The organism is Sphingomonas elodea ATCC 31461 (assembly GCF_000226955.1).
GTDB classification, from domain to species: Bacteria; Pseudomonadota; Alphaproteobacteria; order Sphingomonadales; family Sphingomonadaceae; genus Sphingomonas; species Sphingomonas elodea.
In genome coordinates, this window is sequence record NZ_AGFU01000018.1 from 1 (window position 1) to 15,881 (window position 15,881).

Below are 15,881 nucleotides of genomic sequence, written 5' to 3' on the forward strand. Positions count from 1 at the left end.
CCCCCCGCCTATAACGCTGGATATGGCGGTGCGGGCCTCACCTATCAGGTCGCCGCCAACGGTCAGGTCATCCTGAACTACTATAATTCGGGCGGTGCGTTCGACGCGAAGAACAAGGCGTTCTACCTGCAGGACGAGTGGCGGATCACCGACCGGCTGACGCTGAATCTCGGCGTTCGTCGCGACGACTTCTCGGTCAACCGTCCGGACGGCAAGCGTCTCGTCAACCTCGACAAGAACTATGCGCCGCGCATCGGCGCGACGCTGAATCTGTGGGGCAATCAGTCCGGCAAGCTCTATGCCTCCTATGGCAGCTATTTCCTGCCGTTCGCCAGCAACACCGCGTTCCGCCAGACCGGCCGCGAGGTCTATTTCCGCGAGCGCTGGCGCTATTCGGGATTCGACGGAAACGGCATCCCGATCCTGACCACGCAGGTGGCCACGAACGTGAACTACCAGGTCGCCTGCCCGTTCAAGCTGACGCCGACGTCGAGCGGGCAGAACTGCTCGGTGACGGGCAACGGCACTGTGCCGGATTCGAGCACCGCAATCGCCGCCAACCTGAAGGCGACCAAGGAAAACGAACTCGTGTTCGGCTATGAGCACAAGTTCGGCCGCTGGACGGTGGGCCTGAACTTCACCCACCGCACCCTTGTCACCAACGCCGAGGACGTGGCGATCGACCAGGCCGTGCTCGCCTATTGCACCGCCAACAAGATCGCCGGCTGCGAAGACATCTGGACCGGCTTCCACCAGTATTCGATCGTCAATCCCGGCAACGACGTGACGATCAATCTGTCGGGACTCGACGGGCGCCAGGTGACCTTCAAGGCCAACACGCTCGGCTATCCGAAGGCGAAGCGCACCTATGACGCGGTCGACCTCACCTTCAACCGTCCGTGGGACGGCAAGTGGAGCGTGGGCGGCAGCTACACCTGGTCGCAGGCCAAGGGTAACTCGGAAGGCTTCGTCCAGTCCGACTTCGGCCAGAGCGACGCGGGCATCACGCAGGACTTCGACCAGCCGAGCTTCCTGCAGGGCGCCTATGGCTATCTGCCGACCGACGTTCGTCACCGGATCAAGCTCTGGGGGTCGGTCGCGCTGAGCGATGCCTTCACCTTCGGTACCAACATCCAGGTGCAGTCGCCGCGTTCGCTGAGCTGCTTCGGCTACAACCCGGGCTCCGCGCCGGGTTCGAGCGATCCGTACAGCGACTTCGGCAACGTCTATGACCAGGCCTCGCGCTACTGCGCGGGTGGCCAGCAGATCGGCGTGTCCGACAGCGGCATCCCGGTCTATGGCAGCGTCTTCACGCCGCGCGGTACGGCGCAGAAGAGCCAGTGGCAGTCGACGATCAACCTGTCGGCCCGCTACAACATCAAGTTCGGCGAGCGTACCGTCACGCTGCGCGGCGACGTGTTCAACCTGTTCAATTCGCAGGCGATCACCAAGCGCAACGAGGTGGGCGATCTGCTCGGCGTGGTCACCGCGACCAACGGCCGGGTCGGGGTCAGCAAGAACCCGAATTACGGCCTGCCGACCGTCTACCAGGCGCCGCGCTACGTGCGTCTCGGCATCGACGTGACGTTCTGATCCCGGCGATCGGAATGCGGGGAAGGGGCGGGCATTGCCTGCCCCTTTTTCGTTTCAGACGACCGCCTTCACCGCGCGAGCGTTTCAGGTGCGATAGGCGTCGCTGAATGGTTTGAGCAGGGTTGCGAGCGGGCGTGCTCGGCCGACGCTTGCGGTCGAGATCGGTCCGCGTACCTGCTGGACGCTGGCCGTCCCGACGCGCCGCTCGGCCTGGTGGGCAGAAAACTGCCCCGGCTCCACCGCAAGCCCGGCATGTGCCGCAATGCGCGGAATCCACTCTGTAGGATCGCGCACGAGGTCCTCATACGGCACCGCCAGGATGCGATCGGGGAACAGTGCCTGCCAATGCGCGAACAGCCGGTCTTCCTGTCGGAAATGGCGGGCGAGCCGTTCGGGCGTCCAGCTCCAGGGCAGCGGCGTGTTGAAGAAGGTGCGCAGGCACGACAGCGCATTGTCTTCCGGGTCGCGACGGATCCAGATCAGACGCGCGTCGGGCAGGGTGTGGAACTGCAGCCCCAGCAGGTGCGACTGGTTGAGCGTCTTGTCGACGACATGGCCGGGAACCGGGAAGCGTTCGGCGAGCAGCCGGTGATAGGTGGCGCGCACCCGGCCCCAGGGGTCCTTGTCCGCCTCCCGCGCCTGGTAGGCGAGCGCGCCGGCCAGCGAGCGATCGCCCGTCGCGAGCAATGCCGGCCCCATCAGGTTGATCTCGCCGCCATCGGCCACTGCCGAATGCGCCGCCAATATCTGTTCGACCAGCGTCGTGCCGGAGCGGGGCAGCCCATGCACGAAGAGGGCGCGCGACTTCTCCTGTTGCCGGGGCGGCGCGAGCCGCGCCAGCCCCTCCGGCGTGAAATCGGCGATGCATCGGGCGGTCTGGCGTTCCACCGCCTCGGGATCATAGGGTGCCTCGGATGCGCGCAACCGGCCGCTTTCGGCGTAAAGCCTGAACGCCGCGGCCGTATCGCCGCAGTCGTCGAGCGCCTTGCCCCGGGCGAAGCGCAGCCGGGCGCGAAGCGGCGCCGGAGCCTGGGCGAGCGCACGTTCCGCCTGCTCGAGCGCGGCAAGGTCAGGGTCGCCGGCATGGAAGCGCTTGATCATCGCCAGCGCCAGCCAGGTGGCCGGTTGGGCCGGGGCGCGGTCCAGTACCTGCCGGTACAGCCCTTCCGCCGTGTCGAACGCACCCATCTCGCTCGCCAGCGTCGCCCTAAGGTGAAGGATGGCGGGGTGCTCCTGCACCGCAGGCGGCAAGCCGGCCACAAGCGCTGCGATCTCCGCATCGCGACCGAACGCCGCCAGATCCTCGCAGAGCGCCAGCAGCCGCTCCAGGCTGAACGGTTCGGTCCGGGCGTAACGGCGCGAGGCTTCGATCGTCAGCTCGATCTCGCCAATCTGTCGGGTGAGCATCGCGACGCTGCGCCAGCGATCCCCACTGGAGGGGCCGTTGCGAAACTCCACGTGAAGGAGGCCAAGCGCGGCATCGCGATCGAATGCCTGCAGCGCACGGATAGCGGCGGGGATCTGGCTGAGAAGCGGGGCGGGAGACATGGCCCGTTGGTAGAGCAAGCTTCCCGCGCTGCCTATGGCGGAGGCGCGGGCCACCTTCAGCCCGCGCCCCTGTCGATTCACCCCACCCGCAGCGCCAGCGCGCCGTCGCCTTCATCGACATGGACGGTGGACCCGTCCTTCACGGCGCCGCGCAGGATGAGGTCCGCCAGCGGATCCTGCAGATAGCGCTGCACCGCGCGCTTGAGCGGCCGTGCGCCGTAGACCGGGTCATAGCCCACCCGGCCCAGCCATTCGCGCGCTGCCGGGGTGAGGTCGATCGTCACCTTGCGGTCCTTCAGCAGCTTGCCCACCCGGCCCACCTGAATGTCGACGATCGGCGCCATATGGTCCGCGCCCAGCCGGTGGAACAGGATGATCTCGTCCAGGCGGTTGAGGAATTCGGGGCGGAAATGCGCCCGCACCACGTCCATCACCTGCGGCTCGACCTCCTCCACCGGATGACCGTCGGCCAGATTGGTGAGATACTGGCTGCCGAGGTTCGAGGTGAGGATCACGATCGTGTTCGCGAAATCCACCGTGCGGCCCTGGCCGTCGGTCAGGCGACCGTCGTCGAGCACCTGGAGGAGGATGTTGAACACATCGTTGTGCGCCTTCTCCACTTCGTCGAACAGCACGACCTGATAGGGGCGCCGGCGAACCGCTTCGGTGAGCACGCCGCCCTCCTCATACCCGACATAGCCCGGCGGGGCGCCGATCAGCCGCGCGACCGCGTGCTTCTCCATGAACTCGCTCATGTCGATGCGCACCATCGCGTTGGGGTCGTCGAACAGAAACTCGGCGAGCGCCTTGGTCAGCTCGGTCTTGCCGACGCCCGTCGGCCCGAGAAACAGGAAGCTGCCCAGCGGCCGGTTCGGATCCTGCAGCCCCGCGCGGCTGCGGCGCACGGCGGTGGAGACCGCCTTGACCGCATCGGCCTGGCCGATCACCCGGCGCCCAAGCTGCTGTTCCATCTGGAGCAGCTTCTCGCGCTCGCCCTCCAGCATCCGCTCCATCGGGATGCCGGTCCAGCGCGCGACCACCCCGGCGATGTCGTCCCCGGTCACTTCCTCGCGCAGCATCGCGCCCTTGGCGGCGCTCTGCGCCTCGTCGAGCTGGCGGGTGAGCTGCGGGATCACGCCGTAGGACAGTTCGCCGGCCCGCGCGAGGTCGCCGGCCCGCTGCGCCTGCTCCAGTTCCAGCCGCGCCTGGTCGAGCTGGCCCTTGAGCACCGCCTCGGCGTTGATCTTGTCCTTCTCCGCCTGCCAGCGGGTGGTCAGCTCGGCCGATTGCTGCTCGAGATTCGCGAGATCCTCCTCCAGCGTGGCGAGCCGGTCGCGCGAGGCTTCGTCGGTCTCGCGCTTCAGCGCCTCGCGCTCGATCTTGAGCTGGATGATCCGCCGGTCGAGCGTCTCGATCTCCTCGGGCTTGCTCTCCACTTCCATGCGGATGCGGCTGGCGGCCTCGTCCATCAGGTCGATCGCCTTGTCGGGCAGGAAGCGGTCGGCGATGTAGCGGTTGGAGAGCGTCGCCGCGGCGACGATCGCCGCATCGGTGATCCGCACGCCGTGGTGCAGCTCATACTTCTCCTTGAGCCCGCGCAGGATCGAGATCGTGTCCTCGACCGTCGGCTCGCCGACGAACACCGGCTGGAACCGCCGCTGCAGCGCGGGGTCCTTCTCGACATGCTTCTGATATTCGTCGAGCGTGGTCGCACCGATGCAGTGCAACTCGCCACGGGCAAGCGCGGGCTTGAGCAGATTGCCGGCGTCCATCGCGCCCTCGGCCTTGCCGGCGCCGATCAGCGTGTGCATCTCGTCGATGAACAGCACGATCTGGCCCTCGGCGCCCTTCACCTCGTCGAGCACGCCCTTGAGCCGCTCCTCGAATTCGCCGCGATATTTTGCACCCGCGATCAGGCTGCCCATGTCGAGCGCCATCAGCGTGCGGTCCTTCAGCGTATCGGGCACGTCGCCATTGGCGATGCGCAGCGCGAGACCCTCGGCGATCGCGGTCTTGCCGACGCCGGGCTCGCCGATTAGCACCGGATTGTTCTTGGTGCGGCGGGCGAGGATCTGGATCGTGCGGCGGATTTCCTCGTCGCGGCCGATCACGGGATCGAGCTTGCCGGCACGCGCCGCCTCGGTCAGGTCGCGGGCGAACTTCTTGAGCGCGTCGTACCGGTCCTCGGCCGAAGACGTATCGGCGGTGCGGCCGCCGCGCATGGCGTTGATCGCGGTGTTGAGCGCCTCGGGCTTGGCGTTCGCCGCCTGCAGCGCCTTGCCGGCGGCGGTGTTGAGGCTGAGCGCCAGCGCGACGAGCAGCCGCTCGACGGTGACATAGCTGTCGCCAGACTTCTGAGCGATCGTCTCGGCCTGATCGAGCACGCGAACGAGGTCGTTGTCGAGGCCCGGTGTCGACTGCGCGCCCGAGCCGCTGACGGCGGGGATCTTCGAGAGCGCGAGGTCGGTCTCGCTCAGCGCGCGCTTGGCGTCGCCGCCCGCCGCCTGGATCAGGCCGCTCGCCATGCCCTGCTCGTCCTCGAGCAGCGCCTTCAGAAGATGTTCCGGGCTGATCCGCTGATGGTTCATGCGGATCGCCACGGTCTGCGCCGATTGCAGGAAGCCCTTGGCGCGGTCGGTGAATTTCTCGAGGTTCATGCCTGATCCCTGTTCGAATGTGACCAGCAGATAGTGTTGCAAATCAGCAACACAAGAGGGGGCTCCTGCGTGCCATGCGTTCGGTGCACCGCCAGAGGATTACCGGAAATGCGGAGTTTTCCGAGCGTTGCTTGCGACGTCACCGAAATGTCGCGCAACCGCCGCCATTCTGCAACCGGAACAGCCCGATGTTGCAACGCAGCGCGCGTAGCGGCCGCACAGCACGGGCGAGGGGTCCGGGCTTTCCCAAGGGGTTCTTGCGCATGCGCATCCGTATGCTTGCCGCCGGCCTGCTCGCCGGCACGTCGCTCTTCACCGCCGGCGCCGCCTTCGCGCAAACCGCACCGGCCGCCACCCTGGTCGACGACACCGCCCCGCAGAGCGGCGGCGACGAGATCGTGGTGATCGGCAAGGGCGAGACCCGCCAGATCCAGACCCTCACGCAGAACGACATCGCGCTACTCGCTCCGGGCACCAGCCCACTCAAGGCGATCGAAAAGCTGCCGGGCGTCAACTTCCAGGGTGCCGACCCGTTCGGTTCCTATGAATGGGCGGGCCGCATTTCGATCCGCAGCTTCAACCAGAACCAGCTCGGCTACACGCTGGACGGCATCCCGCTCGGCGATGCCAGCTACGGCAACGTCAACGGCCTGCACATCAGCCGCGCGATCATCAGCGAGAACATTGCCGAGACGCGCGTGTCGCAGGGCTCGGGCTCGATCGACACCCAGGCGACCAACAATCTCGGCGGCACGCTCGAATTCCTGTCCAGCGATCCCAAGGAGACGCTGGGCATCGACGTCAACGCTACCGGCGGCAGCGACAATTTCTGGCGCGTGTTCGGCCGGCTCGATTTCGGTGAGCTGACGCCCGGCGGCACCCGCGCCTATCTGTCCTATCTCCACTCCGATACCAACAAGTGGAAGGGCTGGGGGGCGCAGCGCGTCAATCAGGTCAACGGCAAGATCGTCACGCCCCTGAGCCCGGACCTGCGTGCGGTGGGCACGTTCGATTTCTCCGATCGTCGCGAGAACGACTATCAGGACATGTCGCTCGAGATGGTCAAGCGCCTGGGGTATGGCTGGGACAATATCTCGAACGACTACGCCAAGGCGATCCTGGTCTCGGACATCGGCGCGAACAACGGCTATACCGGTTTGACGCCCACCAATCCCGGTGCCGGCAAGGTCTATCCCGCGCCCTTCGCCAACCCGGACGACGCCTATTACAACGCCGCCGGCTTGCGCCGCGACTATCTCGCCTCGGCAGGTCTCGAGACGACCGGCGGCGACGTGCACGGCGTGCTCAAGGGCTATTTCCACAACAATCACGGCCAGGGCCTGTGGTACACGCCCTATGTCGCCTCGCCGAACGGCGTGCCGATGTCGCTGCGGACCACCGAGTACGACATCCGCCGCGGCGGCGTGTTCGGCAATGTCGGCACCCGGATCGGCGCGAACGACGTGACCGTGGGCGGCTGGTACGAGCGGAACAACTTCCGCCAGGCGCGGCGCTTCTACGCGCTGGACAGTCGCACCGATCCCGGCCGCGACAGCCTGGCATTCCAGAGCAACCAGTTCGCCACCCAGTGGTACTGGCGCTACCAGACCGATACTGTCCAGTATTACGTCCAGGACAAGATCGAGCTCGGCGCACTGACCGCGAACCTTGGCTGGAAGGGCTTCGCCGTCACCAACCGCGCGACGCCGATCGTCTCGGGCGGTCTCGCGGGCGGCAAGATCAAGGTAACCGACTGGTTCCAGCCCCATGCCGGCCTCAACTACCGCGTGACTCAGAATGCCGAGCTGTTCGCCGGCTTCACCCAGGTCACCCGCGCCTTCGTGTCGGCGGCGACGAGCGGGCCATTCGCGACCACCCAGGCCGGCTTCGACGCGCTCAACAGCGGGTCGACCAAGCTGAAGCCGGAAGCCTCGGACACCTATGAGGTGGGCGGCCGCTTCCGTTCTGGCATCTTCACCGGCTCGCTGGCGGGCTATTACGTCAACTTCCGCAATCGCCTGCTGGCGGTGACGACCAGCGCCGGCATCGTCGGCAACCCGGCGATCCTGCAGAATGTCGGCGACGCCCGCTCGATCGGTGTCGAGGCGACCGGCGACCTGCGCTTGCCGATGGGCTTCGGGCTGTTCGGCTCGTACAGCTACAACGACTCGACCTATCGCGATGACGTCCGCACCGCCACGGCGGTGATCCCCACCAAGGGCAAGACGGTGGTGGATTCGCCGAAGCACATGCTGAAGGGCGAGGTGACCTGGACCGGACAGGGCTTCAACGCCCGCGTCGGCGCCAACTACATGAGCAAGCGCTACTTCACCTACACCAACGACCAGTTCGTGGATGGCCGCGTGGTGGTGGATGCGACGCTCGGCTACAAGTTCGACCTTGGCGGCCGCAAGCTCGAGGTCCAGGCGAACGCGACCAACCTGTTCGACAAGAAGTATATCTCGACGATCGGCACCAACGGCTTCGGCAACAGCGGCGACAACCAGACGCTGATGGTCGGTGCGCCGCAGCAGTTCTTCCTGACGCTGAAGGTCGGCCTGTAAGGTCTGCCAGGAGAGGGTGAGGGGGGCGGGGCACTGCGGTGCTCCGCCCCTTTTTTTCGCCGGGATGACGGTGCGAGGGTTCAGCCCGTCACGATCGGATAGGTGATCCGCAGTTCGTCGAGGAGCTTCTCCACCGCCGCGACGTCGCCCGCCGCACCGCTGGGGGCGAGCGACCAGTTGCAGTGCGGGTGCGTCTCGGCGTCATAGACGCGCACCTTGCCCAGCACCGTCTTCCAGCGCCGTACGGTGCCGCCATGACGGCGGACGAGCTGGGCCACGATACGGTCGATCAGGTCGGCTGCGGTCATCAGGCCCCGGCGGCGGTCAAGCGGTCGAGCTGGTCGCGGCTGAGCGCCACATCCCAGGCGCCGATCAGTTCGTCGAGCTGCTCGATGCTCGTCGCGCTGGCGATCGGCGCGGTGACGCCGTCCTGCGCGGCCAGCCAGGCCAGTGCGATCTGGGCGAGGTTCGCCCCGGTCTCGGTCGCGACCTCGTCCATCACTGCCAGCACCGCGCCGCCCTTGCCGGCGAGCAGCTTGGCCATGCCGCCGCCGCGCACGCTCTTCGCAAGATCGGCTTCGCTGCGATACTTGCCGGTGAGGAAGCCGGAGGCGAGGCCGTAATAGGGGATCACGCCGAGATTGTGGGTGACGCACAGATCCTGCAGCTCGCCCTCGAACTTGCGGCGGCTGACGAGGTTGTATTCGGGCTGGAGCACGCGGAAATGTGGGAGGCCTTCCTTCACGGCGAGGTCGAGCGCCGATTTGAGCCGCATCGCATGGAAGTTGGACGCCCCCAGCGCGCGGACCTTGCCCGTGTCGATCAGTTTGCCGAACGCCGCCAGATAGTCCTCCTGGGGCATGTCCTCATCGTCCTGATGGGCGAAATATAGGTCGATCGTCTCGATGCCGAGCCGCTGAAGCGAGGCTTCCGCCGCCGCAGCGATCCGCGCCGGCGCCAGCTTGGCCCCGCCCTCCCCCGGCAGCATGCCGACCTTGGTGGAGATCAGCACCTGGTCGCGCTTGCCGGAGGTGCGCAGCCATTCGCCGATCACGCTTTCCGATTCGCCGCCCGTATGGCCCGAGACCCAGGCCGAATAGACATCGGCGGTATCGATCATCACCCCGCCGCGTTCGGCGAAGCGATCGAGGATGCGGAAGCTCGTGGCCTTGTCGGCAGTCCAGCCGAACACGTTGCCGCCGAGGACGAGCGGCGAAATCTCGAGGCCCGAGGCGCCGAGGTGGCGAAGATGCGGCATGGACGGTCTCCGATGGAAGGGGAGGGCGAGGAACGCGTCAGTCGGTAATCTCGTTGCCCGCCGGGCCCGAGCTATTCGAATAGGCGCTCTCGGCGTTGGCGAAGGCGGCGTCTTCGGCGGCGTTCACGTCGGCGACCGCATCGCCCATCGTGTTGCTGTCGCCGGCCATTGCCTCATTGGCTTCGGCAGCCTCGTTCTTCGCCTTGTTGCCGCAGGCGGCGAGGCTGGTCAGCGCCAGTGCGGCGACGGGAAGGAGGAGAAGCTTGCGCATGGGAATGGGTTCCTTCACGAGAGTTGCAGCCGGGGCTAGCCAGAGCCGCAAACGCACGCAACCGCACAGCGATGCGTTGACCTGATATAAAGATATCTTTATATCTATAAGCCGCCAATGACAGAACCCCTCGCCATCTTCCGTGCGCTCGCGGATTCGACCCGGTTGCGGATCGTCGCGCTGCTGCGCGCGATGGAGTTGAGCGTGGGCGAGCTGGCGCAGGTGCTGGGGCAGAGCCAGCCGCGCGTTTCCCGCCATGTGAAGATCCTGTGCGATGCCGGCCTGGCCGAGCGGCGCAAGGAAGGCAGCTGGGTGTTCGTGGCGCTCGGCCGGCGTGCGGTGACCGCGCCGGTGCTCGCCGCGCTTGATGCCTGGGAACTGGCGGGCGATCCCTCGGTCCTCGCCGATCAGGCGCGGCTCGATGCCGTGCGCGCCGATCGCGCCAGTGCGGCCGAAGCCTGGTTCGAGAGCAATGCCGGCCAGTGGGACGCAATCCGCTCGCTCCACGTCGCCGAGAGCGAAGTCGAAGCGGCGATGGGCGCGGCACTGGGCGAGGGCTCGCTCGGCACGCTGGTCGATATCGGCACCGGCACGGGCCGCATGCTCGAGCTGTTCGGCCCGCGCTCGGCCCAGGCGGTGGGGATCGATCGCTCCTCGGAAATGCTGCGGCTGGCCCGCGCCAAGCTGGCCGATCTCGGCCATGCCGAGCTGCGCCAGGCCGATCTCTATGCACTGCCCTTGGCGGACGGCGCTGCGGATACTGCTATATTGCATCATGTGCTCCACTTCGCCCAGCAGCCGGCAGCGGCGATCGGCGAGGCGGCCCGCGTGCTCGGCCCCGGCGGGCGGCTGCTGATCGTCGATTTCGCGCCGCACGAGCGCGAGGAACTGCGTACCCGCGATGCGCATGCGCGCCTGGGGTTCTCGGACGAGCAGATGCTCGGCTGGTTCGATCGCGCCGGGCTCGCCCCGGTGCAGGTGCAGACGCTGGAAGGCGGTGCGCTGACGGTGAAATTGTGGCTCGGTCGCAAGACCGGGGAGATTGCAGAGAAGGTGAAGGCGGCATGAGTATCCTAGACCCCATGGCGCCGCCCCTGTTCGCCGATGTGGCGGGCGATGTGGCGGTGAGCTTCGAATTCTTCCCGCCCAAGACCGAGAAGATGGAAGAGACGCTGTGGCAGTCCATCGAGACGCTGTCGCCGCTCGGCCCCCGCTTCGTGAGCGTCACCTATGGCGCCGGCGGCACCACCCGCGAGCGTACCCATGCCACGGTCTCGAAGATCGCGCGCGAGACGCCGCTGGCGGCCGCCGCGCACCTCACCTGCGTCGAGGCGACGCGCGAGGAGATCGACCAGATCGCCGAGGAATATTGGGCGGCGGGCGTGCGCCACATCGTCGCCCTGCGCGGCGATCCGCCCCGTGCCGGCGAGAAGTATCGCACCCATCCCGGCGGCTATGAGAATGCCGCGGACCTGGTCGCGGGCCTGCGCCGGCTCCACCCGTTCGAGATTTCGGTGAGCGCCTATCCCGAATGCCATCCGGATTCGCCGAGCCCCGAGGCCGATCTCGACAACCTGAAGCGCAAGATCGATGCCGGCGCCAACCGCGCGATCACCCAGTTCTTCTTCGAGGCCGAGACCTTCCTGCGCTTCCGCGACCGCGCGGCGGCGGCCGGGATCGATGCCGAGATCGTGCCGGGCATCATGCCGGTGATGAATTACGCCAGCGTCGTGAAGATGTCGGCGATGTGCGGGACGGACGTGCCGGCCTGGATGGAGAAGCTGTTCGAGGGGCTCGACGAGCATCCCGGCGCGCGGCAGCTGGTCGCGGCGACGCTGGCGGCGGAACTCTGCCGCAAGCTCTATGCGGGCGGCGTGCGGCAGTTCCACTTCTACACGCTCAATCGCGCCGAGCTGAGCTACGCGATCTGCCACCTGCTGGGCCTGCGCCCGCGGCAGCAGGCGGCGGTGGCGGCGGCGTAACCCAACCTAAGCCCCTCCTCCTGGGAGGAGGGGTTGGGGGTGGAGGGATGCCAGACCCTCTGTTGGTCTAGGTGACACCCTGCCCCACCCCAACCCCTCCCCTGAAGGGGAGGGGCTAAAGTAGGAAATTGACATGACTGCACGCGAGAAACTGCTGGCCGAAGCCGCCAAGCGCATCCTGATCACCGACGGGGCGTTCGGCACCGAGATCCAGAACTGGAAGCTCGACGCGGCCGCCTATGCCGGCACCCTCGGCCTTGCCCATGACCAGAAGGGTAACAACGATATCCTCGCGCTGACCAAGCCCGAGGTGCCCGGCTCGATCCACCGCGCCTATTTCGAGGCCGGCGCCGATATCGCCGAGACCAACACCTTCTCCGCCAACCGGATCAGCCAGGCCGATTACGGCGCCGAGCATCTGGTCCGCGAGATCAACATCGAGAGCGCCAAGCTCGCGCGGCAGATCGCCGACGAGTTCGAGGCCAAGGACGGCCGCCCGCGCTTCGTCGCCGGCGCGCTGGGCCCGACCAACAAGACGCTGTCGCTGAGCCCGGACGTCAACGATCCCGGCTATCGCGAGATCGACTTCGATACCCTCAAGGACGTGTACCGCGAGCAGATCGACGCGCTGGTCGAAGGCGGCATCGACTTCGTGCTGATCGAGACGGTGTTCGACACGCTCAACGCCAAGGCCGGCATCATGGCGGCGATCGAGGCGGGCGAGGCGCTGGGCCGCGACCTGCCGATCATGCTGTCCATGACGCTGACCGATCTGTCGGGCCGCAACCTTTCCGGCCACACGGTCGAGGCGTTCTGGCACGCGGTGCGCCATGCCAAGCCGGTGACGATCGGGCTCAACTGCTCGTTCGGCGCCGAGCAGTTGCGCCCGCATGTGAAGACGCTGTCGGCGCTCTGCGATACGCTGATCATGGTCTATCCGAATGCGGGCCTGCCCAACGAACTCGGCGCCTATGACGAGCTGCCGGCGACCACCGCGGGTCTCGTCAAGGAATGGGCCGATGCGGGGCAGGTGAACATCCTCGGCGGCTGCTGCGGCTCGACGCCCGCGCATATCGGCGCGATCGCCAAGGCGGTGCAGGGGCTGAGCCCGCGTGCCATCCCGACGCCCGAAGTGCGCACGCGGCTGGCGGGCCTCGAACCGTTCACCATGGCGGCTTGAGGCTTGCGATCCTCCCCTGCAAGGGGAGGTGGCAGGCCGAAGGCCTGACGGAGGGGTGTCCCCCTCTCGATAGCGCGATACCCCTCCACCATGCTTCGCATGGTCCCCCTCCCCCTCGGGGGGAGGATCGAAGAAGAAGAAACCCGATGACCACGCCTTCCTCCACCAACTTCGTCAATGTCGGCGAGCGCACCAACGTCACCGGATCGGCCCGCTTCAAGAAGCTGGTGATGGCCGGCGACTATACCGCCGCCGTCGAAGTCGCGCGCCAGCAGGTCGAGAACGGCGCGCAGGTGATCGACGTCAACATGGACGAAGGCCTGCTCGACGCCGTCGAGGCGATGACCACCTTCCTCAAGCTGATCGCCGCCGAGCCGGACATCGCCCGCGTGCCGGTGATGATCGACAGCTCGAAATGGGAGGTGATCGAGGCGGGGCTCAAGTGCGTCTCGGGCAAGCCGATCGTCAATTCGATCAGCATGAAGGAAGGCGAGGAGGCGTTCCTCGCCCACGCGCGCAAGTGCATGGCGTACGGCGCCGCCGTGGTCGTCATGGCGTTCGACGAGGTCGGCCAGGCGGACACGCAGGCGCGCAAGGTCGAGATCTGCGAGCGCGCCTACAAGCTGCTCACCGGCATCGGCTTCCCGCCCGAGGACATCATCTTCGATCCCAACGTGTTCGCGGTGGCGACGGGCATCGAGGAGCACAACAATTACGGCGTCGACTTCATCGAGGCGTGCCGCGAGATCAAGAAGCGCTGCCCGCACGTCCATATCTCGGGCGGCCTGTCGAACTTGTCGTTCAGCTTCCGCGGCAACGAGCCGGTGCGCCGGGCGATGCACAGCGTGTTCCTCTACCACGCGATCCCCGCGGGCATGGACATGGCGATCGTCAATGCCGGCCAGCTCGACGTGTATGACGCGATCGATCCCGAGTTGCGCCAGGCGTGCGAGGACGTGGTGCTCAACCGCGATCCCGAGGCGGGCGAGCGGCTGGTCGCGCTCGCCGAAAAGTATCGCGGCACCGATGCGGTGGCGGAGAAGCAGGCGGCCGAATGGCGCAGCTGGCCGGTCGCCAAGCGGCTCGAGCATGCGCTGGTCAAGGGCATCGACGCGCATGTCGTCGAGGACACCGAGGAATGCCGCCTGATCTTCGCCCGCCCGATCGAGGTGATCGAGGGCCCGCTGATGGACGGCATGAACGTCGTCGGCGACCTGTTCGGCTCGGGCAAGATGTTCCTGCCGCAGGTGGTCAAGTCCGCCCGCGTGATGAAGAAGGCGGTCGCGCACCTGCTCCCCTATATCGAGGCGGAGAAGGAGGAAGGCGCCAAGGGCAAGGGCAAGATCGTGCTCGCCACGGTGAAGGGCGACGTGCACGATATCGGCAAGAACATCGTCGGCGTCGTGCTCCAGTGCAACGGCTTCGACGTGGTCGACCTCGGCGTGATGGTGCCTTGGTCGACCATCCTGCAGGCGGCGATCGACAACGATGCCGACATGATCGGCCTGTCCGGCCTGATCACCCCCAGCCTCGACGAGATGGTGACCGTCGCCGAGGAGATGCAGCGCGCGCAGATGACGATGCCGCTGCTGATCGGCGGGGCGACCACCAGCCGCGTCCACACCGCGCTGCGCATCGATCCGGCCTATACCGGCCCGGTGGTCCATGTGCTCGACGCCAGCCGCGCGGTGGGCGTGGCGACGGCGCTGGTCTCCGACACCCAGCGCGATCCCTATGTCACCAAGATCGCCGACGAGTATGAGCATGTCCGCGTCACCCGCGCCGGCAAGGGCCAGAGCGAGCTGCTGCCGCTGGAGGATGCCCGCGCCAACGCCTTCGAGGCGGACATGACCCTCAAGCCGGGCAAGCCGCGCATGCCGGGCGTCCACACGTTCGACGACTGGGACCTGAAGGACCTGCGCGACTATATCGACTGGACGCCCTTCTTCCGCGCCTGGGAGCTGGCGGGCAACTATCCGGCGATCCTCACCGACGAGGTGGTCGGCGAAAGCGCGACCTCGCTGTTCGCCGATGCGCAGAAGATGCTCGACAAGATCATCGCCGAGCGCTGGCTCACCGCGCGGGGTGTGGCGGGGCTGTGGCCGTGCCGGCGCGAGGGCGACGACGTGATCGTCCACCTCGACAACGAGGAGCATGTCCGCCTTCCGTTCCTCCGCCAGCAGATCGCCAAGCGCGAGGGCCGCGCCAATATGTGCCTGGCCGACTTCATCGATCATGACGGCGACTGGATCGGCGGCTTCGCGGTCTCGATTCACGGCATCGAGCCGCACCTCGCCCGCTTCAAGGCCGCGATCGACGATTATTCGGACATCCTGCTCAAGGCGCTGGCCGATCGCCTCGCCGAGGCCTTTGCGGAACGCCTCCACAAGTTCGTCCGCACCGCGCTCTGGGGCTATGCCGAGGGCGAGCAGCTCGACAATGACGCGCTGGTGCGCGAACAGTATCGCGGCATCCGCCCGGCGCCGGGCTATCCGGCCTGCCCCGAGCACAGCCTCAAGCCGATCCTGTTCGACCTGCTGGGCGCCCACAAGCGCACCGGCATCAGCCTCACCGAAAGCTTCGCGATGCTGCCCACCGCGGCGGTGTCGGGCTTCTATTTCGGCCATCCCCAGGCCGAATATTTCGGCGTGGCGCGCGTCGGGCCGGACCAGCTCAAGGATTACGCGGTCCGCCGCGGTATCAGCGAGGAACTGGCGGCCCGCTATTTGCGGCCGAACCTCGACTGAGGTTGCCCGCGGGCTCCCCTGCACGGCGTGGGGAGCCCGACAGCCATGATTGCAGGACAATCGTCACGACGGCCCCCGGTG

The 15,881-nt window shown here is 67.0% G+C and carries 11 protein-coding genes; 6 read left to right on the forward strand and 5 right to left on the reverse strand.

Translation table 11 applies throughout. The features are described from left to right. A partial coding sequence (locus KK7_RS22840) for a TonB-dependent receptor domain-containing protein (protein WP_010543858.1) occupies nucleotides 1–1,593 on the forward strand: 1,593 nt, incomplete at its 5' end. 84 nt (nucleotides 1,594–1,677) lie between these two features. Here the strand turns inward: KK7_RS22840 and KK7_RS0106645 are convergent. Then, nucleotides 1,678–3,141, reverse strand: a complete 1,464-nt coding sequence (locus tag KK7_RS0106645; protein ID WP_010543859.1) for a tetratricopeptide repeat-containing sulfotransferase family protein — start codon at nucleotides 3,139–3,141, stop codon at nucleotides 1,678–1,680. A 77-nt stretch (nucleotides 3,142–3,218) separates the two neighbouring features. Beyond that, entirely contained in the window at nucleotides 3,219–5,798 is a 2,580-nt protein-coding gene (gene clpB / locus KK7_RS0106650) for an ATP-dependent chaperone ClpB (protein WP_010543860.1), read from the reverse strand. A 263-nt stretch (nucleotides 5,799–6,061) separates the two neighbouring features. On the opposite strand from clpB, the gene KK7_RS0106655 reads away from it, so the two are divergent. After that, on the forward strand, nucleotides 6,062–8,362 hold the full coding sequence (locus tag KK7_RS0106655) for a TonB-dependent receptor domain-containing protein (RefSeq protein WP_010543861.1): 2,301 nt from the start codon (nucleotides 6,062–6,064) through the stop codon (nucleotides 8,360–8,362). A gap of 80 nt (nucleotides 8,363–8,442) precedes the next feature. On the opposite strand, the gene KK7_RS0106660 is transcribed toward KK7_RS0106655, so the two are convergent. From KK7_RS0106660 to KK7_RS0106670, 3 genes are read right to left on the reverse strand one after another with little or no spacing between them, the layout of a single operon-like run. Continuing rightward, nucleotides 8,443–8,670, reverse strand: a complete 228-nt coding sequence (locus tag KK7_RS0106660) for a hypothetical protein (protein ID WP_010543862.1) — start codon at nucleotides 8,668–8,670, stop codon at nucleotides 8,443–8,445. After that, nucleotides 8,670–9,620 (reverse strand): aldo/keto reductase, encoded by a 951-nt coding sequence (locus tag KK7_RS0106665; RefSeq protein WP_010543863.1) that lies wholly within the window; start codon nucleotides 9,618–9,620, stop codon nucleotides 8,670–8,672. The genes KK7_RS0106660 and KK7_RS0106665 overlap by 1 nt, the downstream gene beginning before the upstream one ends. 37 nt (nucleotides 9,621–9,657) lie before the next feature. Next, nucleotides 9,658–9,891: a hypothetical protein gene (locus tag KK7_RS0106670; RefSeq protein WP_010543864.1), complete on the reverse strand. Its 234-nt coding sequence runs from the start codon at nucleotides 9,889–9,891 to the stop codon at nucleotides 9,658–9,660. Between the two features lie 117 nt (nucleotides 9,892–10,008). On the opposite strand from KK7_RS0106670, the gene KK7_RS0106675 reads away from it, so the two are divergent. From KK7_RS0106675 to metH, 4 genes are all read left to right on the forward strand, one after another. Continuing rightward, nucleotides 10,009–10,959 (forward strand): ArsR/SmtB family transcription factor, encoded by a 951-nt coding sequence (locus KK7_RS0106675; RefSeq protein WP_010543865.1) that lies wholly within the window; start codon nucleotides 10,009–10,011, stop codon nucleotides 10,957–10,959. A 14-nt stretch (nucleotides 10,960–10,973) separates the two neighbouring features. Further along, nucleotides 10,974–11,873, forward strand: a complete 900-nt coding sequence (gene metF / locus KK7_RS0106680) for a methylenetetrahydrofolate reductase (RefSeq protein ID WP_010543866.1) — start codon at nucleotides 10,974–10,976, stop codon at nucleotides 11,871–11,873. Nucleotides 11,874–12,006: 133 nt separating this feature from the next. After that, a complete protein-coding gene (locus KK7_RS0106685) occupies nucleotides 12,007–13,053 on the forward strand; it encodes a homocysteine S-methyltransferase family protein (RefSeq protein ID WP_010543867.1) in 1,047 nt (348 codons plus the stop codon). A gap of 146 nt (nucleotides 13,054–13,199) precedes the next feature. Next, nucleotides 13,200–15,800: a methionine synthase gene (gene metH / locus KK7_RS0106690; RefSeq protein WP_010543868.1), complete on the forward strand. Its 2,601-nt coding sequence runs from the start codon at nucleotides 13,200–13,202 to the stop codon at nucleotides 15,798–15,800. Nucleotides 15,801–15,881: the final 81 nt, after the last annotated feature.

Bases quoted from the DNA above. Each gene is read 5' to 3' on its own strand.
- KK7_RS0106645 (WP_010543859.1), bottom strand. From the start codon at position 3,141: ATGTCTCCCGCCCCGCTTCTCAGCCAGATCCCCGCCGCTATCCGTGCG.
- clpB (WP_010543860.1), bottom strand. From the start codon at position 5,798: ATGAACCTCGAGAAATTCACCGACCGCGCCAAGGGCTTCCTGCAATCG.
- KK7_RS0106655 (WP_010543861.1), top strand. From the start codon at position 6,062: ATGCGCATCCGTATGCTTGCCGCCGGCCTGCTCGCCGGCACGTCGCTC.
- KK7_RS0106660 (WP_010543862.1), bottom strand. From the start codon at position 8,670: ATGACCGCAGCCGACCTGATCGACCGTATCGTGGCCCAGCTCGTCCGC.
- KK7_RS0106665 (WP_010543863.1), bottom strand. From the start codon at position 9,620: ATGCCGCATCTTCGCCACCTCGGCGCCTCGGGCCTCGAGATTTCGCCG.
- KK7_RS0106670 (WP_010543864.1), bottom strand. From the start codon at position 9,891: ATGCGCAAGCTTCTCCTCCTTCCCGTCGCCGCACTGGCGCTGACCAGC.
- KK7_RS0106675 (WP_010543865.1), top strand. From the start codon at position 10,009: ATGACAGAACCCCTCGCCATCTTCCGTGCGCTCGCGGATTCGACCCGG.
- metF (WP_010543866.1), top strand. From the start codon at position 10,974: ATGGCGCCGCCCCTGTTCGCCGATGTGGCGGGCGATGTGGCGGTGAGC.
- KK7_RS0106685 (WP_010543867.1), top strand. From the start codon at position 12,007: ATGACTGCACGCGAGAAACTGCTGGCCGAAGCCGCCAAGCGCATCCTG.
- metH (WP_010543868.1), top strand. From the start codon at position 13,200: ATGACCACGCCTTCCTCCACCAACTTCGTCAATGTCGGCGAGCGCACC.